The 22,925-nt window shown below is 66.3% G+C and carries 20 protein-coding genes; 14 read left to right on the top strand and 6 right to left on the bottom strand.

From position 1 onward, the window contains the following. Window positions 1-57: 57 nt before the first annotated feature. The 3 genes from LMA02_RS13490 to dacB all read right to left on the bottom strand — a co-directional run bounded on the left by LMA02_RS13490 (window position 58) and on the right by dacB (window position 3,979). Window positions 58-1,194 (bottom strand): SGNH/GDSL hydrolase family protein, encoded by a 1,137-nt coding sequence (locus LMA02_RS13490; RefSeq protein ID WP_228905537.1) that lies wholly within the window; start codon window positions 1,192-1,194, stop codon window positions 58-60. 95 nt (window positions 1,195-1,289) lie between these two features. Continuing rightward, a complete protein-coding gene (locus tag LMA02_RS13485) occupies window positions 1,290-2,204 on the bottom strand; it encodes a sterol desaturase family protein (RefSeq protein ID WP_175669933.1) in 915 nt (304 codons plus the stop codon). 242 nt (window positions 2,205-2,446) lie between these two features. Beyond that, window positions 2,447-3,979 (bottom strand): D-alanyl-D-alanine carboxypeptidase/D-alanyl-D-alanine-endopeptidase, encoded by a 1,533-nt coding sequence (gene dacB / locus LMA02_RS13480; protein WP_228905535.1) that lies wholly within the window; start codon window positions 3,977-3,979, stop codon window positions 2,447-2,449. A gap of 181 nt (window positions 3,980-4,160) precedes the next feature. On the opposite strand from dacB, the gene LMA02_RS13475 reads away from it, so the two are divergent. From LMA02_RS13475 to LMA02_RS13450, 6 genes are all read left to right on the top strand, one after another. Next, window positions 4,161-4,823: a response regulator gene (locus LMA02_RS13475; protein ID WP_228905527.1), complete on the top strand. Its 663-nt coding sequence runs from the start codon at window positions 4,161-4,163 to the stop codon at window positions 4,821-4,823. 3 nt (window positions 4,824-4,826) lie between these two features. After that, window positions 4,827-6,164: an ATP-binding protein gene (locus tag LMA02_RS13470; protein ID WP_228905525.1), complete on the top strand. Its 1,338-nt coding sequence runs from the start codon at window positions 4,827-4,829 to the stop codon at window positions 6,162-6,164. 133 nt (window positions 6,165-6,297) lie between these two features. Next, a complete protein-coding gene (locus tag LMA02_RS13465) occupies window positions 6,298-7,782 on the top strand; it encodes a DegQ family serine endoprotease (protein WP_166725175.1) in 1,485 nt (494 codons plus the stop codon). Window positions 7,783-7,876: 94 nt separating this feature from the next. Continuing rightward, window positions 7,877-8,314, top strand: coding sequence for a carboxypeptidase-like regulatory domain-containing protein (locus tag LMA02_RS13460; RefSeq protein WP_228905523.1), 438 nt, complete (start codon window positions 7,877-7,879; stop codon window positions 8,312-8,314). Window positions 8,315-8,450: 136 nt separating this feature from the next. Then, window positions 8,451-8,810 carry a DUF427 domain-containing protein gene (locus LMA02_RS13455; RefSeq protein WP_228905521.1) on the top strand — a complete coding sequence of 120 codons (360 nt, stop codon included), beginning with the start codon at window positions 8,451-8,453 and terminating at the stop codon, window positions 8,808-8,810. 29 nt (window positions 8,811-8,839) lie between these two features. Next, window positions 8,840-9,547: a CoxG family protein gene (locus LMA02_RS13450; protein WP_228905519.1), complete on the top strand. Its 708-nt coding sequence runs from the start codon at window positions 8,840-8,842 to the stop codon at window positions 9,545-9,547. Window positions 9,548-9,601: 54 nt separating this feature from the next. On the opposite strand, the gene LMA02_RS13445 is transcribed toward LMA02_RS13450, so the two are convergent. Beyond that, window positions 9,602-10,603 carry a helix-turn-helix domain-containing protein gene (locus tag LMA02_RS13445; RefSeq protein WP_228905517.1) on the bottom strand — a complete coding sequence of 334 codons (1,002 nt, stop codon included), beginning with the start codon at window positions 10,601-10,603 and terminating at the stop codon, window positions 9,602-9,604. Between the two features lie 152 nt (window positions 10,604-10,755). Here LMA02_RS13445 and LMA02_RS13440 point away from each other — a divergent pair, with 152 nt between their 5' ends. After that, the gene (locus tag LMA02_RS13440; RefSeq protein ID WP_228905515.1) at window positions 10,756-11,409 is read left to right on the top strand and encodes a cysteine hydrolase family protein; all 654 of its coding nucleotides are present in this window, start codon (window positions 10,756-10,758) and stop codon (window positions 11,407-11,409) included. A gap of 120 nt (window positions 11,410-11,529) precedes the next feature. Here LMA02_RS13440 and LMA02_RS13435 read toward each other — a convergent pair whose 3' ends face one another. After that, entirely contained in the window at window positions 11,530-12,171 is a 642-nt protein-coding gene (locus LMA02_RS13435; RefSeq protein ID WP_166725180.1) for a TetR family transcriptional regulator, read from the bottom strand. 398 nt (window positions 12,172-12,569) lie between these two features. On the opposite strand from LMA02_RS13435, the gene LMA02_RS13430 reads away from it, so the two are divergent. From LMA02_RS13430 to LMA02_RS13400, 7 genes are all read left to right on the top strand, one after another. After that, window positions 12,570-13,856: an efflux RND transporter periplasmic adaptor subunit gene (locus LMA02_RS13430; protein ID WP_228905514.1), complete on the top strand. Its 1,287-nt coding sequence runs from the start codon at window positions 12,570-12,572 to the stop codon at window positions 13,854-13,856. A 15-nt stretch (window positions 13,857-13,871) separates the two neighbouring features. Beyond that, window positions 13,872-17,072: an efflux RND transporter permease subunit gene (locus LMA02_RS13425; protein WP_228905512.1), complete on the top strand. Its 3,201-nt coding sequence runs from the start codon at window positions 13,872-13,874 to the stop codon at window positions 17,070-17,072. Then, the gene (locus LMA02_RS13420) at window positions 17,072-18,595 is read left to right on the top strand and encodes an efflux transporter outer membrane subunit (RefSeq protein WP_228905510.1); all 1,524 of its coding nucleotides are present in this window, start codon (window positions 17,072-17,074) and stop codon (window positions 18,593-18,595) included. Before LMA02_RS13425 ends, LMA02_RS13420 begins: the two co-directional genes overlap by 1 nt. Before the next feature lie 477 nt (window positions 18,596-19,072). Next, window positions 19,073-19,750 (top strand): PAAR domain-containing protein, encoded by a 678-nt coding sequence (locus LMA02_RS13415; RefSeq protein ID WP_228905508.1) that lies wholly within the window; start codon window positions 19,073-19,075, stop codon window positions 19,748-19,750. Next, window positions 19,747-20,301 carry a hypothetical protein gene (locus LMA02_RS13410; RefSeq protein WP_228905506.1) on the top strand — a complete coding sequence of 185 codons (555 nt, stop codon included), beginning with the start codon at window positions 19,747-19,749 and terminating at the stop codon, window positions 20,299-20,301. Before LMA02_RS13415 ends, LMA02_RS13410 begins: the two co-directional genes overlap by 4 nt. A gap of 41 nt (window positions 20,302-20,342) precedes the next feature. Beyond that, complete coding sequence (locus LMA02_RS13405; RefSeq protein WP_228905503.1) at window positions 20,343-20,951, top strand: M35 family metallo-endopeptidase; 609 nt, start codon at window positions 20,343-20,345, stop codon at window positions 20,949-20,951. 22 nt (window positions 20,952-20,973) lie between these two features. Further along, window positions 20,974-21,426, top strand: coding sequence for a hypothetical protein (locus tag LMA02_RS13400; protein ID WP_228905502.1), 453 nt, complete (start codon window positions 20,974-20,976; stop codon window positions 21,424-21,426). Between the two features lie 115 nt (window positions 21,427-21,541). On the opposite strand, the gene LMA02_RS13395 is transcribed toward LMA02_RS13400, so the two are convergent. Next, the gene (locus LMA02_RS13395; protein ID WP_228905500.1) at window positions 21,542-22,915 is read right to left on the bottom strand and encodes a nucleobase:cation symporter-2 family protein; all 1,374 of its coding nucleotides are present in this window, start codon (window positions 22,913-22,915) and stop codon (window positions 21,542-21,544) included. Between the last annotated feature and the right edge of the window lie 10 nt (window positions 22,916-22,925).

Genomic DNA, 22,925 nt, shown 5'->3' with positions numbered 1-22,925 from the left:
AAAACGCCCGACTGGCGAACCGGTCGGGCGTTTTCGTTTGAGCGCGTGGCAGGCGGCTTACTTGCCAACGCCCGATGCCGCGATCTGCTTCTCGACGTACTGCGCGAACAGCGCGTGCAGGTGCGTCGTCGGGTGGACCAGGTCGGCGAACATGTAGGTCTGGTCCGCGTTGGCGGTCGTGTAGGTCTGCGGCGAGCAGAACAGCGACGAGCCGAAGGCGGTCGCATCCGCGACGCCGTACTGGGTCGCCGCCGCTACCATCGCCTTCAGGTTGCAGCCGGTGTCGGTGTTCGACACGCTGAAGCCGTTCGCCTGGTAGTTGGCCGCGATGCCGTCCTGCCACTTGAACGAATCGACCACCACATACTTCGTCGTGTCGACCTTCAGTGCGGCGAGCGTGCCGACCAGCGTCTGGTTGAAGAGCCCCGACAGTTGCGTGAACGCGGCCTGCGTGCCGCCCTGCAGCGCGAGCGGCGTGCCGCCCATGTCCGGCACGTTCGCGACGAACACGTGCGACGCACCGGCCGCGACGATCTGCTGGACGATGCCGCCGAGCTGCTGCGCGGCCAGCCCGATCGCCTGCGCGGCCGCGAGTTGCGCGGCCGGTGTGTTGCCTTGCGCCTGCGCGACCTGCGCCTGATAGAAGATGTCGTTCGCGCCGCCGTTGATCAGCACGATCTGGCCGGCATTGAAGCTGCCGTGCTGCGTCAGGTACTGCTTGACCTGATCGGCGATCGGCGTCGTCGTGGCCTGGGCGTAGTCGGCGTTCGGCACGCTCGAGGCCGCGTGGCCGATGCCCGGCTGCAGCGTCACGCGCGAGCCGCCCTGTGCGTAGCCGAGGGCGCCCGTGGCCTGCAGCGGAATGCCGAAGCCGCCCTGGTTCGCGGGCTGCAGCGTGTCGCCGTAGTACTGCGCGACGTCCTGCGTCCACACCTGCCCCGGGTTGGTCGTGAAGCGGCCACCGCCGAAGCCGAGCTTGATCTGCGAGTAGGTGCCGGCGTCGGACAGGCTGTCGCCGAACGATACGATCTGCATCTTCACGCCCGACGGCGGCGTGTTCGACGCGCTGCTGTTGTTGTCGTCGCCGCCGCCGCAGGCGGCGAGCAGCGCGAGCGCGGCGCCGGCGATCGCGACCTGCGCGGTGCGCAGCATGCGCTGCCGGGTGCGGGAAGGTGCGTGTTGTTGTGATTGCATCGTTCGATCTCCTCGTAGATATGGCCTGATGTGTTTCTCATCTGCCGCGTGCCTGCCCGGTTCCGGGCTGCGCGGCGGCCGTTGGCTGAAACGGTTTATTGGTCACGCGCAGCCGCAAGCGGCACGGCGCGCGGATCCTGGTTCGCGGCCTCTGCAATCTGCGCATGATAAGCGCTCGCCCATTCGGGCGGGCCGAAAATCGCGCGCAGCTTGTTGCGCCATCCGTCGATGCGCAACGCGTCGGCCGCCATCGACACCCACTCGTGGAACGTCGCGACGAGCGGGTTGTTCGAGCCGAGCGGCTCGACGATCCCATAGCGCGGCGGATCGTCGGGCGACTCCTCGACGTAGCTGCCGAACAGGCGATCCCAGATCACGAGCACACCTGCGTAATTGCGGTCGATGTAGCGCGGGTTGCGGGCATGGTGCGCGCGATGGATCGACGGCGTGTTGAGCACGTATTCGAGCCAGCCGAGCTTGCCGATCGCCTGCGTGTGCACGAAGAACTGGAACGCGAGGTTGATCAGCACGACGCCGACGATCTGCTGCGGCGGAAAGCCGACGAACGCGAGCGGCAGCCAGAACGCCCACATGCCCGCGACGGGATACATCAGGCTCTGCCGGAACGCGGTCGAGAAATTCATCCGCTCGGACGAGTGGTGCACGACGTGCGCGGCCCACAGCCAGCGCACGCGATGGCTCGCGCGATGGAACACGTAGTAGAGGAAGTCCTGGCCGATGAACAGCACGGCGAACGACAGCCAGCCGTCGTGCCACGTGAACAGCCGGAAATGTGCGTAGCAGTACGCATAAACGGGGATCACGAACAGCCACGCGAGCTTGTCGGCGCCCTGGTGCATCAGCGCGAGCGCCGCGTTGCACAGCGTGTCGCGCCACGCATAGACAGGGTCCTGCGCGCGCGTGCGGGCGAGGTGCCAGGCCTCCCACGCGATGCAGAGCAGGAAGACGGGCGCCAGCGCGAGCAGAAGCAATTCGACGTCGAATCGCATGGACGTGTCTCCTCCTTTCCCCTGCAAGCCGTGAGGCCGGGCCCATGGCCCGTTGTAGATATCGGTCAGGCCAACAGCCTACGCAATCGCCACGCGCTAGGCGAGAGGGCAGCGTAGAGGGTTCCCTCTGAGGACAGGGTTTCTACGGAAACCATGTGCAACGGGGCCGCGCGGTGCGGCCCCGTTTTATGGCGCAGCGCGCGGGCGGTGCGCGGCTGCGCCGCGTCGCGCCGCGCGCGCCGTCAGTGCGCGCCCGCGTAGATCCATTCGAGCAGCGTGTCGTGCGCGGCGCGCGCGGCTTCCGCGTGATCGTCGTTGATGAAACTGACGACGACGTAGCTCTGGCCGTCCGCGCCCGCGACGTAGCCCGCGATCGCGCGCACGTCGCGCAGCGTGCCCGTCTTGATGTGCGCATTGCCGAGCACGCCGGCGTTGGTCAGGCGGTTCTTCATGGTGCCGTCGATGCCGGCGACCGGCAGCGAATCGACGAACGCCTGCGCGACCGGGCTCGCGTTCGCGGCCTGCAGCAGCGCGGCGAGCGACAGCGCGCTCACGTGCTCGTCGCGCGACAGGCCCGAGCCGTTCTCGAGCGCGAGGTCGGGCATCGCGATCCCGCTCTTCTGCAGGAACGCGTGAATCGCGCGGCTCGACTGCTCGGGTGTCGCGGGCGGCTTGCCGGCGACCGCGCCGATCGTCAGGAACAGGTTGCGCGCCATCACGTTGTTGCTGAACTTATTGATGTCGTAGACGATGCTGCCGAGCACCGGGCTGTGATGGACGGCGAGCGGGCGCGCGGTGGTCGGCACCTTGCCTTCGCTGACCGGTCCTGCGATCGTGCCGCCGTCCTGCTGCCACAGCGCGAGGAAGCCGCGCGCGAAGAACGTCGTGTGATCGAGGATCGCGAGATTGGTCGTGCGCGCGCCGCAGTGCAGCGGATAGTCGCCGGCGAACGACGCGGTCATGATCCCGCTGCCGGCCGACAGCGTCGGACGCGCGGCCGCGGCAGCCGCGCCGCACGATCCGCTGCCTTCGTACAGCTGGTTGTCGATCGACAGGTTCGCGAGCGGCGGCAGCACATCGACGGCGACCTTGCCGTCGTCGCCCGGCGTCACCGTAAACGACACGGCCTTGAACGCGTACAGCAGCGGATCGGGGCCGACGTTGTACGGTGCGCTCACGTCGTCGTCGAACGACGGCAGGTCGCGCGTCGACGCAGCGAAATAGCTCTTGTCGAGCACGAGGCCGCCGGCCACGCGCTTGATGCCCGCCTTGCGGAGCTTGTCGACGAGGTCGATCAACTCCTCGGGCACGAGCTTCGGATCGCCGGTGCCCTTGATGTACAGGTTGCCCTCCAGCGTGCCGTCCGGATCGACCTGGCCGTCCGCATACGCGGTGGTGCGCCAGCGGAAGTCGGGGCCGAGGATCGACAGGCCCGAGAAGGTCGTGACGAGCTTCATCGTCGATGCCGGCAGCATCGGCCGGTTCGCGTTCCATTCGATCAGCGGCTCGGGATTGCCGACGCGCTCGACGACGACGCTCATCGCCGATGCCGGCACCTTCGCGCGCTGCAGCGCGACGAGCACGGACGCCGGCAGGCCGGCCGCGCGCGCGGCGGGCGACACGACGACGGTCTTGCGCGCTTCCTTGAGGGGCTTCTTGCGGGCCTGCGCGGAAGGTGCGAACGCAAGGGCCGTGCAGGTGGCGACGACGGCGGCCGCACGCAGGCAGAGGCGGGCGCGGGGCGCGAACCGGGCGGAGAGATCGGAAATCGGCATGGGCGAATACGGGAAATGCAGGGGTTCGGGCAGGGCGCGCGGGGCGCCGGAGCGCACATTGTAGAGACAAGTGCGGACACGTCCCTTGCAATCCGCCTTTCTGTTGCATTGCAGGGGGCGCACGCGATTCGCGGCGCTACAATGGTCGCCATGTTGACTCGCCCCATGGGTTCCGGTTCCGATGCGGATTCTCCTTGTTGAAGACGATCGAATGATTGCCGAAGGCGTACGCAAGGCGTTGCGCGCCGACGGCTTCGCGGTCGACTGGGTGCAGGACGGCGACGCCGCGCTCACGGCGCTCGGCGGCGAGGCGTACGACCTGCTGCTGCTCGATCTCGGCTTGCCGAAGCGCGACGGCATCGACGTGCTGCGCACGCTGCGCTCGCGCGGGCAGTCGCTGCCGGTGCTGATCGTCACCGCGCGCGATGCGGTCGCCGATCGTGTGAAGGGGCTCGACGCGGGCGCCGACGACTACCTCGTCAAGCCGTTCGACCTCGACGAACTGGGCGCGCGGATGCGCGCGCTGATTCGCCGCCAGGCCGGGCGCAGCGAGTCGCTGATCCGCCACGGCGCGCTGACGCTCGATCCCGCGTCGCACCAGGTGACGCTCGACGGCGCGCCCGTCGCGCTGTCCGCGCGCGAGTTCGCGCTGCTCCAGGCGCTGCTGGCGCGGCCCGGCGCGGTGCTGTCGAAGAGCCAGCTCGAGGAGAAGATGTACGGCTGGGGCGAGGAGATCGGCAGCAACACGGTCGAGGTCTACATCCACGCGCTGCGCAAGAAGCTCGGTTCGGACCTGATCCGCAACGTGCGCGGGCTCGGCTACATGGTCGTCAAGGAAAGCTGACGCGTGAGGTCGATTCGTCATCAATTGCTGATCTGGCTGCTCGCGATCGTTGTCGCCGGCGTGGGCCTCGCGGGCTGGCTGATTTACCGGCAGGCGCTCGCCGAAGCGAACGAGCTGTTCGACTACCAGCTGCAGGAAATCGCCGCGGCACTGCCGTCCGAGCCGTTCTCGCAGGTGTTCGGTTCGCGCACCAACGGCGACGAAGGCATCGTGATCCAGATCTGGAACCGCAACGGCGTGCTGATGTACTTCTCGCATCCGCGCGCGCCGATCGCGCCGCGGGCGGAACTCGGCTTCTCGACCGAGCGCACCGATCGCGGCGAATGGCGCGTGTACGGCGCGATCGTCGGCGACAACGTCGTGCAGCTCGCGCAGCCGCTGTCGGTGCGCAACCGGCTCGCGGCGAACGTCGCGCTGCGTACGTTGTGGCCGCTGATCGTGCTGCTGCCGTTCCTCGGCGCGGCGGTCTGGGTGATCGTCGGGCGCGGGCTCGCGCCGCTCGCCCGCGTGACGCGCGCGGTCGAGGCGCGCCGCCCGGAAGCGCTCGATCCCTTGCACGATGCGGGCCTGCCGCTCGAGGTGCAGCCGCTCGTGCGCGCGCTGAACGGGCTGCTCGCGCGGCTGTCGGCGGCGCTCGACACGCAGAAGGCCTTCGTCGCCGATGCCGCGCATGAACTGCGCACGCCGCTCGCGGCCGTGCAGATCCAGGCGCAGCTCGTCGCCCGCGCGAAGGACGATACATCGCGTCGCGAGGCGATTACGGATCTTCAGGACGGCGTGTCGCGCGCGACGCGTCTCACCGAGCAACTGCTCGCGCTCGCGCGCGCCGAACCGGACGGCGCGACGATGCGCGAGCCGATCGATCTGCAGGCGCTGCTCGTCGAATGCGTGGCCGCGCATGCGCCGCTCGCGCAGCGGCATCATATCGATCTCGGCTTCGAGGAGACCCGCGCGGCGACCGTCGTCGCGGACGTCGGCGCGCTGCGCGTGATGTTCGGCAACCTGCTCGACAACGCGGTGAAGTACACCCCCGACGGCGGCCGCATCGACGTGTCGCTGACGCGCGACGCGGCCGGCCGCGCGTGCGTGCAGATCGGCGACAGCGGGCCCGGCATCCCGGCCGACGAGCGCGAGCGCGTGTTCGACCGCTTCTACCGCGACAGCTCCGCGCGGGCGCGCGCCGACGTGTCGGGCAGCGGGCTCGGGCTCGCGATCGTCAAGCGCGTGGCGGCGCAGCAGGGCGCGACGGTGTCGCTCGGCGACGCGGCCGCGGGCGGCCTGCTCGTGAGCGTCGTGTTCCGCGACGCCGAGATGCCGGCACAGGCTTCCGAATCCGCATGATGCGCGGCGCCGCGCGGGCGCCGGCGCCAGCCCGTCATCAGCGTGAACAGGGTCCAGGCCTCGCTTGAGGTCGATTAAGCCTCCTTTAAGTCAGGGTCGTTACGCTGCGTCCTAACAAAGAGGAGGTCCTACGATGAACACCCGATTCCTTGCGCGCGGCGCCGTCGCGGTCGCCGTGGCGGCCGCCCTGTCCGCCGGCTATGTCGCGGGCACCCGCCGCGCCGATCCGCAGATCATCACGCCCGCGCAGGCCGCTGCGCTGATGCCGGCCGAGGCCGCGGCGAAGACCGGCATTCCCGATTTCTCCGGGCTGGTCGAAACCTACGGCCCGGCGGTCGTGAACATCAGCGCGAAGCACGTCGTGAAGCAGGTGTCGCGACGGGTGCAGCAGCCGCAGCTGCCGATGGATCCGAGCGATCCGTTCTACCAGTTCTTCAAGCACTTCTACGGCCAGGTGCCGGGCATGGGCGGCGACGCGCAGCCGGACGACCAGCCGAGCGCGAGCCTCGGTTCGGGATTCATCGTCAGCGCCGACGGGTACATCCTCACCAATGCGCACGTGATCGACGGCGCGAACGTCGTCACGGTCAAGCTGACCGACAAGCGCGAGTACAAGGCGAAGGTCGTCGGCTCCGACAAGCAGTCCGACGTCGCGGTGCTGAAGATCGACGCGAGCGGCCTGCCGACCGTGAAGATCGGCGACCCGGGCCAGAGCAAGGTCGGCCAGTGGGTTGTCGCGATCGGCTCGCCGTACGGCTTCGACAACACGGTCACGTCCGGCATCATCAGCGCGAAATCGCGCGCGCTGCCCGACGAGAACTACACGCCGTTCATCCAGACCGACGTGCCGGTGAACCCCGGCAACTCGGGCGGCCCGCTGTTCAACCTGCAGGGCGAGGTGATCGGCATCAACTCGATGATCTACTCGCAGACGGGCGGCTTCCAGGGCCTGTCGTTCGCGATCCCGATCAACGAGGCGATCAAGGTCAAGGACGAGCTCGTGAAGACGGGCCACGTGAGCCGCGGCCGCCTCGGCGTCGCCGTGCAGGGGCTGAACCAGACGCTCGCGAGCTCGTTCGGGCTGCAGAAGCCGGACGGCGCGCTCGTCAGCTCGGTCGACCCGAACGGCCCGGCCGCGAAGGCCGGCCTGCAGCCGGGCGACGTGATCCTGGGGGTGAACGGCTCGCCGGTGGCCGACTCGACGTCGCTGCCCGCGCAGATCGCGAACCTGAAGCCGGGCTCGAAGGCCGACCTGCAGGTGTGGCGCGACAAGTCGAAGAAGTCGATCAGCGTGACGCTCGGCGCGATGACCGACGCGAAGCTCGCGTCGAACGACGGCGGCCCGGTCGAGCAGGGGCGCCTCGGCGTCGCGGTGCGGCCGCTCACGCCGCAGGAGCGCAGCGCCGCCAACCTGTCGCACGGGCTGATCGTGCAGCAGGCCGGCGGGCCGGCCGCGACCGCGGGCATCCAGCCCGGCGACGTGATCCTGGCGGTCAACGGCCGCCCGGTCACGAGCGCCGAGCAATTGCGCGATGCGGTCAAGGGAGCGGGCAACAGTCTTGCTCTCCTGATTCAGCGCGATAATGCACAGATCTTCGTGCCGGTCGACCTGAGCTGACCGGCGGCCGTTGCGGGCCGGCCTCGCCGGCCCTCGCGGGCGCTGCCGGCGTTCGGCCCCGTGGTGCTGTGTTCCGACCCGAAAGGAGAGAGCCATGCAATATCTACGCAACGTGTCCCGAATTGCCGCCGCCGCGGCACTGGCCGCCGGCCTTGTCGGCGCCGCGCCCGGCGCCTACGCGCAATCGGACGGCTTGCCCGCGGCGAGCCAGCAGGGCGATGTCAGCTATGTATCAGGCGGCATCGGCAAGGATCAATCGACGGCATTCGAGCAAAGCGAAGCGGCGTGGCCGCTGGCGCTGCGTTTCACCGGCGCGGGCGGCGAATTCCTGGCCGACGTCCATGTGCGGATCGTCGACGCCAAGGGCACCGAATTGCTGAAGACGGACGCGCGCGGGCCATACATGCTCGTGAAGCTGCCGCCGGGGCGCTACACCGTTCACGCGTCGTACCAGGGCAGCGACGAATCGCGCGCGGTCACGGTCGGTGCGAAGGGCGGCGCGAAGGCCGCGTTCCGGTGGAATACGCAATAGCGGATCGCGCGGGCCCGGCCTGGTCGCGCAATCGGGTGCAGTTTCGCCCATAATGAGAGCCACGGCACCTGTGCCGTGGCTTTTTCGTTTCCTGTACCCGGCTTGCCCGCCGGGGCCGCCGCCCGGAGAAGAAACGATGTCCGATGCCGCCGACCCTCGCCTAGAAATCGTGCCGAACCGCCATCGCGTGCGCGTGATTCATCGCGGCATCACGTACGCCGACTCGCAGGGCGCACTGACCGTGCGCGAAACGGGCCTGCCGGATATTCATTACCTGCCGCGCGGCGACGTCAACATGCAGCGGCTCGTGAAGTCGAGCGTCACGACGGCGTGTCCGCTGAGGGGCCTGGCCGTGTATTTCCACCTGCAGACCGAAGACGGCGTGATCGAGAACGCCGCGTGGAGTTACGAGGAACCGGGGGAGACCGCGTCCGTGCTCGCGCACTACGTCGCCTTCGATGTCGCACGGGTCGACAATCTCATCGAGACGTCCTGAGACGGCGTCGGTTCATCGGGGGAGGCATCATGGAACTGACCGACACGTTACGCGTACCGCTCGCGCCGGCTGTCGTGCGTGAGGCACTTGAGGATCTCGCGTTGCTGCGGGCCAGCTTCGACCATTGCGAATCGTTCGTGAAGCTCGCGCACGGCGAGTTCGCGCTGACGATCACGGTCCCGCTCGGCCCGCTGCGTGCGCGCTACGACGTGCGGGCGCATTCGGCGAGCGAACAGGGCGACGCGGAAGGGCAGCCGCGCCGCGTGCTCAACTTCAAGGCGCGGGCCGACGGCCTCGGCGCGCTGCGCGGGCAGGTCGAGCTCGTGCTGCTGCCGGACGACGACGAGGCCACGACGCGCATCGAATACGTGGTGTGGGCGACCGCGAGCGGGCCGCTCGCCGAGTTGCCGGCGCGGCAGATCGAGAATGCGCTGCACGAGTGGACCGACGATTTCTTCCGCGAATTCTGCGCGGTCGTGCAGGCGAAGCACGGTCTTGTGCCGAACCGCGCGCGTTCGAGCCCGCAACGTCGCCAGCATGTGTTCCTGCGGCCCGCGTCGCTGATGGCCGCGGCGAAGCGTCCGCTGCCGTCGCACCTCGGCAGCGCGCTGAGCGGCCGTGCCGCGAGCGCCGTTCATCATCGCGAATCCGGCCCGCTGCCCGTCTGGGCATGGGCGGCGATCATCGTGTTCGTCGCGTTGCTGCTGTATGCGGCGCGCTGGATCAACGGCGCCTGAGCGGCCGCGCCCGCTGGCGCGTTGCCCGGCCGATCCTCGGCGGCGCGGCGCCCACTAGCGCCGCGCGTCGGGCCCGGCCCCGCGAAATTCCCTCCGATATGCCGACGGCGACGTGCCGAGCGCGCCCGCGAAATGCTGGCGCAGCGACACGCTCGAGCCATAGCCGGCCGCCTGCGCGATCGCGTCGATCGACTGTCCGGTGGTTTCCAGCAGATGCTGCGCACGCGTGAGCCGCTCGGCCTGCAGCCACGCGGTGACGGTCGTGCCCGTCGCCTGGCGGAAGTGGCGCGTGAACGTGCGCCGGCTCATCAGTATGCGTTCGGCGAGCGAATCCACACTGTGTGCGACGTCGAGATGCGCGCGCACCCAGTCGAGCAGGCCCGCGAGCCGCGCGTCGCGCGGATGCGCGGCGACCGGCTGCGGCACGTACTGCGCCTGCCCGCCCTGGCGGTGCGGCGGGATCACGAGACGGCGCGCGATCTGGTTCGCGGCGTCCGAGCCGAAGCGCCGCCGCACCACGTGCAGGCAGCAGTCGAGCCCCGCGGCCGTGCCGGCCGACGTCATCAGGTTGCCGTCGTCGACGTACAGCACGTCGGGGTCGAGCTTCACGCGCGGAAAGCGCTGCGCGAAGTCGTCGGCCCACGCCCAGTGCGTCGTGGCCGGGCGCCCGTCGAGCAGCCCGGCCGCGGCGAGCACGTACGCGCCGAGGCACAGGCCGACGACCTGCGCGCCGCGCGAGGCCGCCGCGCGTACCGCGTCGACCAGCACGTCCGGCGGCGCTTCGGCCGGATCGCGCCATGCCGGCACGATGACGATGTCCGCGTCGTCGAGCGCGTCGAGCCCGTGCGGCGCGATGATCGTGAAGCCGCCCGTCGTCGACAGCGGGCCGCGCTCGGCCGAGCACACGCGGAACTCGAACGCGGGCGTCGCGGCCGCATCGCGCTCCTGGCCGAACACGACGGACGGCACCGACAGGTGGAACGGGCTGATGCCGTCGTACGCGATCACGGCGACGACGGTCGGGGCGGGGGCAACGGACGACGCAGCGGCGCGCATGACGGGCTCCGGAATGGCGATGGCCCGATTTTATCGAAGAATGGCTATCGGGCCACTGTCGTCAAGCGCGACGCGATCCGACAATGCATCCCATCGCGCTGCTGTCCGCCCCGTTTCGGAGCGGGGCGGCGCGGCCGAACCCGGAGCCTGCCATGTCGAACGCCGTATCGCCTTCCGCTTCCCGCCGTGCCCTGATCGTGATCGATGTCCAGAACGAATACGTGACGGGCAACCTGCCGATCGAGTATCCGAGCGTCGACACATCGCTCGCGAACATCGGCCGCGCGATCGACGCCGCGCATGCGGCCGGCGTGCCCGTGATCGTCGTCCAGCACGTCGCGCCGGCGGGTGCACCGATCTTCGCGCCCGGCACGGACGGCGTCGCGCTGCATCCGGTCGTCGCCGACCGGCCGCATGCGCACCTGATCGTGAAGGCGCAGGCCAGCGCGTTCGCCGGCACCGATCTCGCCGCGTGGCTCGACGCGCACGGCATCGACACGCTCTCGGTCGCCGGCTACATGACGCACAACTGCAATGCGGCGACGGTCTATCACGCGGCGCATGCGGGGCTCGCCGTCGAGTACCTGACGGATGCAACCGGTGCGTTGCCGTACGCGAACGAAGCGGGCGCGGCGAGCGCCGAGGAGATTCACCGCGCGTACACGGTGGTGTTCCAGTCGAATTTCGCGGCCGTGATGTCGACCGATGCATGGATCGCGGGACTCGGCGGCGCGGCGATGCCGACGCGCGATTCGGTGGCCGCGTCGAACCGGCGGGCCCGCGCGCAACGCGCGAAGGCGGCCTGAGCGAACCGGGGAAAGTAGAGGAATCGATCGGGCGGCACGGCGCTGCCCGCCCGCGCATGGCCGGATTGACCGACCAATGACGATGAAACGGCGCATGTCGCGCCGTCGGCGGGGCGCCCGTCAGTCGCCCGTCTTCAGCATCGCCGGGCTGTAGCGCATCATGTCGAAGCAGCCGTCGACGAGTTGTTCCGCATGCTGCTCGGCGTCGATTTCGTCGGGCAGCATCAGCATGTCGCGCACGAAACCGCTGACGAGCGTGTGCAGCATCAGCGTCGCGCGCCACGTGTCGAGCCGCTCGGGCAGCAGCTTGAGCCTGACGGCGCCCGCGAGATCGGCATCGATCGCGTGCAGCGCCTCGCTCATCCCCGCGCGGTTGCGCTGCAGCAGCGGCTCCATGTCCGCGACGTATTCGCACTTCATGAACAGGATGCTGAACACGCGTCGCAACTGCGAGTCGCGCTGCACGCCGAGCAGGCACCAGATCAGGATCTTGCGGATCTTGTCGAGCGGGTTGCCGCCGGGCGCGTCGAGCGGCATCCGCTTGAGCTCGTCGATCGGCAGGAACACGCGGTCGAACATCGCGTCGAACAGCTCGCTCTTGTTCGCGAAATGCCAGTAGATCGCGCCGCGCGTCACGCCGGCATGCTGGGCGATGTCCGCGAGCGAAGTGTGCGACACGCCCTTCTCGAAGAATACGTGTTCGGCGGCATCGAGAATGCGATTGCGCGTCTCGAGCGCCTCCTCCTTGGTACGTCTGACCATGTGCAGGCCTGAATGGATCGATCGTAGGTGAATATAGGGTCTGCAACCCTCGTCGCCGTCTCCGGGAGCCGCTATGCTCTCGATTGGAAATAATTCGTAAGATTGGGCGGGTCGCGACGGGCGATCGGGCTTTTTACATACATTCGTGAATGTATATACAATACCACCCTACGATCGAATGGCCCAAGTGGCAATCAGTTAATATCCCACTCTGCTGATTCCCGCCAAAGTACCAGTCCGCAGTTCGCGGCATCTCGTCGGCATGGAGGTCTCGTGCCGACTTGCTGTATCCAGCAGTCCAGTAATTCAGGTGTTCGATCTGCGCCGCGAGGCGCATCCGTGTTGCGCTCCCGCGGGGCGCCGCACTCATTCCATTGGTTACAAACAGAGGTCGCTCCATGCGCGTCGAACGGGTTCCATACCGCTTGATCACTGTCGCGGCAGCCGCGGTTTTCCTGGCTGCCTGCGGAAAAAAAGAATCGGCACCGCCGCCGCAAACGCCGGAAGTCGGTGTCGTCACCGTCCAGCCGCAAGCCGTCCCGGTCTTCACCGAACTGCCGGGCCGCACCAGCGCCTTCCTCGTCGCGCAAGTGCGCGCACGGGTCGACGGCATCGTGCTGCGCCGTGAATTCACCGAAGGCGGCGACGTCAAGGCCGGCCAGCGCCTCTACAAGATCGACCCGGCACCGTACATCGCTCAGCTGAACAGCGCGAAGGCGACGCTCGCGAAGGCGCAGGCGAACCTCGTCACGCAGAACGCACTGGTCGCGCGCTACAAGGTGCTGGTGGCCGCGAACGCGGTCAGCAAGCAGGAATACGACAACGCGGTGGCCACGCAAGGGCAGGCGGCTGCGGACGTCGCGGCCGGCAAGGCAGCGGTCGATACCGCGCAGATCAACCTCGGCTATACGGACGTCGTGTCGCCGATCACCGGCCGCGTCGGCATTTCGCAAGTCACGCCGGGCGCTTACGTGCAGGCGAGCCAGGCGACGCTGATGTCGACGGTGCAGCAGCTCGATCCGGTCTATGTCGACCTGACGCAGTCGAGCCTCGAGGGGCTGAAGCTGCGCCAGGACGTGCAGAGCGGCCGCCTGAAGACGAGCGGCCCGGGCGCGGCGAAGGTGTCGCTGATCCTGGAGGACGGCAAGACCTATTCCGACGCCGGCAAGCTGCAGTTCTCGGACGTGACGGTCGACCAGACGACGGGCTCGGTGACGATTCGCGCGGTGTTCCCGAACCCGGGCCGCGTGCTGCTGCCGGGGATGTTCGTGCGCGCACGGATCGAGGAAGGCGTGAACGAGAACGCGTACCTGGTGCCGCAGATCGGCGTCACGCATGACGCGAAGGGCCAGGCGGTCGCGCTGGTCGTGAACGCGAGCAACAAGGTCGAGCCGCGTCCGCTCAAGACGACCGGCATGCAAGGTCAGAACTGGATCGTCGAAAGCGGCCTGCAAGCGGGCGACCGCGTGATCGTGCAGGGCGTCGAGAAGGTTCGTCCGGGCGCGACGGTGAAGTCGGTCGCCGCGCAGTTGCCGGCCGCCGATGCCGCATCGGGTGCAGCCGCATCCGCCGCGCCGGCCGCCGCCGCTGCCTCGGGTGCCGCCGCTTCGGGTGCCTCCGCATCGGATGCCGCCGCATCGGGCGCAGCGCCGGCGAGCGCCGCCGCTGCTTCGAGCGCGAAATAACAGGGAGCCTGTTTCATGGCAAAGTTTTTTATCGATCGCCCGATCTTTGCGTGGGTGATCGCCATCATCCTGATGCTGGCCGGGGTTGCGGCGATCTTCACGCTGCCGATCTCGCAGTATCCGACGATCGCGCCGCCATCGATCCAGATCACCGCGAACTACCCGGGCGCTTCCGCGAAGACCGTGGAAGACACGGTGACGCAGGTGATCGAGCAGCAGATGAGCGGTCTCGACAACTTCCTGTACATGTCGTCGACGAGTGACGACTCGGGCAACGCGACGATCACGCTGACCTTCGCACCGGGCACCAACGCCGACATCGCGCAGGTCCAGGTGCAGAACAAGCTGTCGCTCGCGACGCCGGTTCTGCCGCAGGTCGTGCAGCAGCTCGGTCTGTCGGTGACGAAGTCGAGCAGCAGCTTCCTGCTGGTGCTCGCCTTCAACTCCGAAGACGGCAGCATGAACAAGTACGACCTCGCGAACTTCGTGGCGTCGCACGTGAAGGATCCGATCAGCCGGTTGAACGGCGTCGGTACCGTCACGCTGTTCGGCTCGCAGTACGCGATGCGGATCTGGCTCGACCCGACCCGCCTGACGAACTACGGCCTCACGCCGGTCGACGTGTCGAGCGCGATCGCCGCGCAGAACGTGCAGATCGCGGGCGGCCAGATCGGCGGCACGCCGGCCAAGCCGGGCACCGTGCTGCAGGCGACGATCACCGAATCGACGCTGCTGCAGACGCCCGAGCAGTTCGGCAACATCCTGCTGAAGGTCAACCAGGATGGCTCGCAGGTTCGCCTGAAGGACGTCTCGAAGATCGAACTCGGCGGCGAAAACTACAACTTCGACACGAAGTACAACGGTCAGCCGACCGCGGCACTCGGTATCCAGCTCGCGACCAACGCGAACGCGCTGGCGACCGCGAAGGCCGTGCGCGCGAAGATCGACGAGCTCGCACCGTTCTTCCCGCACGGCCTCGTCGTGAAGTATCCGTACGACACGACGCCGTTCGTGAAGCTGTCGATCGAGGAAGTGGTCAAGACGCTGCTCGAAGGCATCGTGCTCGTGTTCCTCGTGATGTATCTGTTCCTGCAGAACCTGCGGGCGACGATCATCCCGACGATCGCGGTTCCGGTGGTGCTGCTCGGCACGTTCGCGATCATGTCGATGGTGGGCTTCTCGATCAACACGCTGTCGATGTTCGGCCTCGTGCTCGCGATCGGCCTGCTGGTGGACGATGCGATCGTGGTGGTGGAGAACGTCGAGCGCGTGATGGCGGAAGAGGGGCTGTCACCGAAGGAGGCGACCCGCAAGGCGATGGACCAAATCACCGGCGCCCTCGTCGGCGTGGCGCTCGTGCTGTCGGCGGTGTTCGTGCCGGTCGCGTTCTCCGGCGGTTCGGTCGGCGCGATCTATCGTCAGTTCTCGCTGACGATCGTGTCGGCGATGGTGCTGTCGGTGCTGGTCGCGTTGATTCTGACGCCCGCACTGTGCGCGACGATCCTCAAGCCGATCCCGCAGGGCCATCACGAAGAGAAGAAGGGCTTCTTCGGCTGGTTCAACCGCACGTTCAACAACAGCCGCGAGAAGTACCACGTCGGCGTGCACCACGTGATCAAGCGCTCGGGCCGCTGGCTCATCATCTATCTGGTCGTGATCGTCGCGGTCGGGCTGCTGTTCGTGCGCCTGCCGAAGTCGTTCCTGCCCGATGAAGACCAGGGCCTGATGTTCGTGATCGTGCAGACGCCGTCGGGTTCGACGCAGGAAACGACCGCGCGAACGCTCGCGAACATTTCCGACTACCTGCTGAAGGACGAGAAGGAAATCGTCGAATCGGCGTTCACGGTCAACGGCTTCAGCTTCGCCGGCCGCGGCCAGAACTCCGGTCTGGTGTTCGTGCGCCTGAAGGACTACTCGCAGCGTCAGCACGCGAACCAGAAGGTCCAGGCGCTGATCGGCCGGATGTTCGGCCGCTACGCGGGCTACAAGGACGCGATGGTGATCCCGTTCAACCCGCCGTCGATTCCGGAACTCGGCACGGCCGCCGGCTTCGACTTCGAGCTGACGGACAACGCCGGTCTCGGCCACAACGCGCTGATGGCCGCGCGTAACCAGCTGCTCGGGATGGCCGCAAAGGATCCGACGCTGCAGGGCGTGCGTCCGAACGGGCTGAACGATACGCCGCAGTACAAGGTCGACATCGATCGCGAGAAGGCGAACGCGCTCGGCGTGACGGCGGACGCGATCGACCAGACGTTCTCGATCGCATGGGCGTCGAAGTACGTGAACAACTTCCTCGACACCGACGGCCGGATCAAGAAGGTGTACGTGCAGTCGGACGCGCCGTTCCGGATGACGCCGGACGACCTGAACATCTGGTACGTGCGCAACGGGGCGGGCGGGATGGTGCCGTTCGGCGCGTTCGCGAGCGGTCACTGGACGTACGGTTCGCCGAAGCTCGAGCGCTACAACGGCGTGTCGGCGATGGAAATCCAGGGTCAGGCCGCACCGGGCAAGTCGACCGGTCAGGCGATGACCGCGATGGAAGGGCTCGCGAAGAAGCTGCCGGTCGGTATCGGCTATTCGTGGACCGGCCTGTCGTTCCAGGAAATCCAGTCCGGCTCGCAGGCGCCGGTGCTGTACGCGATCTCGATCCTGGTCGTGTTCCTGTGTCTCGCGGCGCTGTATGAAAGCTGGTCGATCCCGTTCTCGGTGATCATGGTGGTGCCGCTCGGCGTCGTGGGCGCACTGCTCGCGGCGACGATGCGCGGCCTCGAGAACGACGTGTTCTTCCAGGTCGGCCTGTTGACCACCGTGGGCTTGTCCGCGAAGAACGCGATTCTGATCGTCGAGTTCGCGCGCGAACTGCAGATGACGGAGAAGATGGGGCCGATCGAGGCCGCGCTGGAAGCAGCGCGCCTGCGGCTGCGTCCGATCCTGATGACGTCGCTCGCGTTCATTCTCGGTGTGATGCCGCTCGCGATCAGTAACGGCGCGGGTTCGGCGAGCCAGCACGCGATCGGTACCGGCGTGATCGGCGGGATGATCACGGCGACGTTCCTCGCGATCTTCATGATCCCGATGTTCTTCGTGAAGATTCGTGCGATCTTCAGCGGCGAGAAGGAAGACGTCGACGACGCGCTGCGCCTGGCTCAGGAGCACTCGCACCACGAAGAGAAGCCGGGCAACGGCGACGAAGGCAACAAGGGACAGTGATGATGCAAAAACACGCTTTGACTGCAATCGCGGTCGCGCTCCTTGCCACGGGCTGCACGATGGCGCCGCATTACAAGCGGCCCGACGCACCCGTCGCACAGGCGTACCCGGCCGACGGCGTCTATGCGACGCAGCCGGGTGCTGCCGGCGCGCGCAGCGCGAACGGCCAGGCGGCGACCGCCATCGGCTGGCGCGAATTCTTCGTCGATCCGCGCCTGCAGCGGCTGATCGAGATCGCGCTGAAGAACAACCGCGACCTGCGCGTCGCGGTGCTGAACATCGAGGCGGCGCGCGCGCAGTACCAGATCACGCGCGCCGGCCTGTTCCCGACGCTCGACGGCACGGGCACCGGCAATATCCAGCGCGTGCCGCAGGGCCTTTCGCAGACCGGTGCGCCGTACATCTCGCGCGCCTACAACGTCGGCCTGTCCGCGTCGTGGGAGCTCGACCTGTTCGGCCGCGTGCAGAGCCTGAAGGACCAGGCGCTCGCGCAGTACCTGTCGACGTCGTATGCACGGCAGGCCACCGAGATCTCGCTGGTGTCGCAGGTCGCGGATCAGTACCTGACGCTGCTGTCGACCGACGACCTGCTGAAGGTCACGGAAGACACGCTGAAGACCGCGCAGGCGTCGTACGACCTGACCAAGCTGCAGTTCGACAACGGCACGGGCTCCGAGCTCGAGCTGCGTCAGGCGCAGACGGTGGTCGAGCAGGCGCTGTCGAACCAGCAGGCGCAGGCGCGCGCGCGTGCGCAGGCATTGAATGCACTGGTGCTGCTGGTCGGCGAGCCGCTGCCGGACGATCTGCCCGCAGGCATGCCGCTCGACGCGCAGAACCTGCTGACGGACGTGCCGGCCGGCCTGCCGTCGGACCTGCTGACGCGTCGCCCCGACGTGATGCAGGCCGAGCAGACGCTGCTGGCCGCGAACGCGAACATCGGCGCGGCACGCGCGGCGTTCTTCCCGCGCATCTCGCTGACGGGCGCGTTCGGCACCGGGAGCCCCACGCTCGGCGGGCTGTTCAAGGCCGGCACGGCGGCGTGGTCGTTCGCGCCGCAGATCACGATGCCGATCTTCGAAGGCGGGCAGAACATCGCGAACCTGAACCTCGCGAACGTGCAGAAGCGCATCGAGATCGCCAACTACGAGAAGGCGATCCAGTCGGCGTTCCGCGAAGTGTCGGACGGGCTGGCGGCACGCGGCACGTACGACCAGCAGATCGCCGCGCTCGAGCGCAACGAGCACGCGCAGCAGCGTCGTTTCGATCTGTCGGACCTGCGCTACAAGAACGGGGTCGACAGCTACCTGTCGGTGCTGACCGCGCAAACCGATCTGTACACCGCGCAGCAGTCGCTGATCAACGCGCGTCTGGCCCGCTGGACGAACCTGGTCACGCTGTACCGCGCACTGGGCGGCGGCTGGATCCAGCAGGCCGGCGAGACGCCGCGCGCGCCGGACCAGACGGTCGACTACGACAAGCCGGCCGCGCCGGCGCCTGCGTCGGCCACGTCGACGAACGGGTAACCTGCGGTTGTCCTGCCTGCGTACGGTCGCTTCGCGCGCAGGCAGGACGGTGCGGGTGTTAGTCCTGCAGTAAGTTGGCTGTTACTAAACGATACGAAGCGCAACTGAGTGCGCGGTAACCTTGCGTGCGAATGCTGCGGCGATCTACGCGGAACACGCATGTATCGGCAGCGGGCTTGAAATCCAGCGGCCGAGCGCCGTCGAGCGCGACGCGTACCGGCTCACCCTGCAGATTCTTGTTTCGCCCGATCGATGATCATCCCTCTCCGGTAGCCTGTCGGCCATCGGCAGTCCTTGCTCACTCCCCCTATTCATGCTCATCGCCCGATGGAAGCGAACTGCAGGCTCGTTTGCTGTTGAACGGTGCATATAACAATTAGCTATCCAAAATTCGAATTCGTCTGATTGATTCTTCTTTCTCGTCCGCGCAAATTTGCGTGGAGCATTCCTCACCCATTGTCGAGAAAGGAAATCCGGATGAAGAGCGAGCAGACCGCACAGACCCATCTTTTTGCCACCATCGGGGCACTCACTGAGCGCGGTGGGCGGGTAACCAATGCTACCAGCGGCCTGACAGTCGCCGGCCTTGTCGTTGCCCGCGTTGGAGATGTCGTCACTTACGAGGATGGCAGCGAGGCTGTCATTATGGATGGCGCAGGCGAATATGCGATTTGCAGCGACAAGCCGTTTGCGCTGGTGGGTAGCCGGTTGAGCAACGGCGATCGTATCGTCGAAACGCTTCAGCGGTTTTGGGGAATTCACGTACCGGCTGGCGAAACGGCCGAGGGATTGTTTAACGAGGATTATGTGCCGCCGCCTGCGGTGCCGCGCCACCGGTTGGCTGTACGGGGAGCCACGACCGCGCGAGGCGGTGCGTTGCGCGAAGCTACCGGCACGTGGGACACCGGCGTTCGTCTTGGCAAGGCCGGTGTCGTGGGTAATCAGATTCACTACGCAGACGGTTCGACCGCGCGAATCATAAGCGGCCTTGGGCTGGTGGATAACGGAGACTTCCAGCCGCTGGCTTTCGTCGGTAGCGAACTAGATAACGACGACGTCATTACCGATAGCCCTGAGCGTGATGGTCTGGTATCTGCTGATGCCTTCACCGTTGTGAGGCGGCCAACTGTTGCGCATCGAGGCAAGACCTCATGATTCGTTATTTCCTTGCCAAAGGTGATCAGGGCGGCAGCGCCACGATTACGGAAGGACTGGAGGACGTCACCTGTTCCAATCCGCCGCCGCGCGTACATATTGCAACGCTCTACATGAAGACGTACTGCACGGCATGCAAGCAGGAAGGGTTTGTCGCCCCGGAGGGCCCACGCTGGCCCGGCACTGGACCAAACGGCAAGCCGTGGGCGTTGAGTGGTGATATCAACGTCTGTGATTGCAATCCGCCACCTGTTTTCTACGCCGAGCGCGGCATGAAGATGATCTTTGCCGCTGAAGAGGTGGCGCGGTTGACAGGGAAGAATGACTCGGGTGTCGCCCCTGCAAGAGGTAGCACAGCAGTCCACGATCAGCAGTTCGTCATTCGCAACAAGAAGTCCAGGCAACCGGTGGTGGGCGTTCGGTATTGGATCACAAATTACCGTGGTGACGTGCTGGCGTCAGGGACTACTGATGCGCAGGGCCATACCATGCGAGTGGTCACACCGAAGTCTGAATCGGTAAAACTGGAAATCAGCGGGGAAGAAGAATGAGTGACGGCGATCGTGTAGCAATTGCAGAGGCGAGGACGGACATGAAACAAGGTTCGGTAATCGAAGCATTAATATCGAACGGGCCGCCCATCTGTCCAAACATGACTGATGCGGAATTTCGCCGTATGGTTCTAACGTTACGCGACAGAGCCGTACAAATGATCGACGTACGGCTCGTAGACTTGCGCAAGTGGGGGGCGGTCGAACGTCAACGCGTCGCAACGTGGTTTGGCTCAAGCGACGAAACGATTCGGCAACGTCTGACAGTCGGCCTCGCACGAGTAAGTCGGGTGATGTGCGATCTCAAGCCTGGAAATTTTGTTCGTCACTCAGAGGAGCTTGATCGATATCTTGGTTGTACGCCGAATAACAAGGACCCTGATGGCGCCGTCGCTCATGTTTGCGGCCCTGACACTGCTACACATACTATTTGTATTCGTGAGAATTTTTGTGGGATGCGTCCCATATCCAGCGCGAAGGACTCGATGTTATCGACACTCATTCACGAGTGCACTCATTTTTCCGACACTTTTGGCGCTCAGGATCATCAATATTTCATGCGTGAGTGCCTGGTATTGGCTCGCACGCGTCCCGATCTCGTAATCAATAATGCGGATAGCATTGCCGGGTATATCATCTATGAGGATTAGAGGTAGCGGGGCAGGGCGACCCTTGTTGAATCTGATTGGGTCACGGAAAGTCGATATGGTAAAAGGATCGGCATGTATTGCGCTGGCATTTCTCTCCGCCGGAACATTCGCCTGCTCCCCGGTCCATACGCTTGATGTTTCGTTTGGGAGAGATTCTGCCAAATTGCCCGGCGATGAGCTCATAAAACTGGCCAATTGGGCGATAGACCTTCAACTCAAATATCCCAATCTTGATCGTACGTCTGTCGGTGGCCTTGCCGAAGCTGACGAAAGACAGCCGCGCGTGCTGGCTCAACAACGCGCGGAAAGTATCAAGGGACTTCTAATCACATTGGGGCTTGGTCGAGCACCTATCGACGTCGACGCCAGGCTTTATAAGCCGCATCATTTGAACGGTTTGCCGGATAATGGCCGACGAGTAGAAGTCGACTTCCTTCCCGGTTGCCCGCATGAATGCCCTTGCCAAGTGAAATGAGGTCTTGGCCGCGATCTGCCGTGCAGTGCTGCATATTTTGACAGTATTAAGCGGCCCCTTACGCACCATGTGGTAAGCGCCGGCCCGTCACAAGCCGACGCATGCGTGGTGTCCATCAGTGCAGATCGGCCGGGCGTCCGTCGAAGTCATGTCCTGCACGGCGGATCTCGCACTTCGCGTCCTTCTCGCCCTTCACGCCGTTGAACACGATGTTCAGGATCACGGCGGAGGCCGACGCGAGCAGGATGCCGCTGTGCAGGATCGGTGCGAGCGCGGGCGGCAGCTTCGAGAAGAAGTGCGGCGACACGACCGGCACGAGGCCCATGCCGACGCTCACGGCGACGATGAACAGGTTGTGCGTGTTGTTCACGAAGTCGACCTTAGACAGCACCTTGATGCCGTTTGCCGCCACCATCCCGAACATCACGATGCCTGCGCCGCCGAGCACGAACGGCGGCACCGACGCGACGACCTGCGCCATCTTCGGGAACAGGCCGAGCAGCACCAGGATCACGCCGCCCGTCGCGCAGACGTACCGGCTCTTCACGCCCGTCACGCCGATCAGGCCGACGTTCTGCGAGAACGACGTGTGCGGGAACGAGTTGAAGATGCCGCCGATCAGCGTGCCCAGGCCGTCGACGCGCAGGCCGCGCACGAGGCGGTCCTGGTTGACCGGACGATCGACCATGTCGCCGACCGCGAGGAACATGCCGGTCGATTCGATGAACGTGACGAACATCACCGTGACCATCGTCGCGATCGACAGCGGGTCGAAGTGCGGCAGGCCGAAGTGGAACGGCATCACGAAGCCGACCCACGGTGCGAGCGCCACGCCGTCCGTATTCACGCGGCCGACCGCAAACGCGATCACGAAGCCGGCGACGATGCCGAGCAGCACCGAGATGTTCGCGAGAAAGCCGCGGCCGAACTTGTTGATCAGCAGGATCAGCGTGAGCACGAGCAGCGACAGGCCGAGATAGACCGGGCTGCCGTATTCGGGATTGCCGACACCGCCGGCGGCCCAGTTGATCCCGACTTCCATCAGCGACAGCCCGATCACCGCGATCACGGTGCCGACCACCACTGGCGGGAAGAACCGCAGCAGCTTGCCGATCATCGGCGCGAGCACGATGCCGATGATGCCGGCCGCGATGGTCGAGCCGAAGATGTCGAGAATGCCGAGGCCGGGGTTGGTGCCGATCGCGATCATCGGGCCGACCGCGGCGAACGTGCAGCCCATGATGACGGGCAGGCGGATCCCGAAGATCCACAGGCCGAGCGTCTGGATCAGCGTGGCGATGCCGCACGAAAACAGATCGGCGCTGATCAGGAACGCGATCTGGTCTTTCGGCAGCTTCAGCGCGCCGCCGACGATAAGCGGCACGGCGACAGCGCCGGCGTACATGACGAGGACGTGCTGGAGACCAAGCGTTACAAGCTTGCCGGTCGGCAGCACCTCATCGCACGGATGGACCGTGTTCGATTGCATCTGTCTCACT

The sequence above is a fragment of the Burkholderia sp. B21-005 genome, assembly GCF_020843965.1.
Lineage (GTDB): Bacteria > Pseudomonadota > Gammaproteobacteria > Burkholderiales > Burkholderiaceae > Burkholderia > Burkholderia ambifaria.
This window is presented reverse-complemented; position numbering and strand designations above follow the sequence as displayed.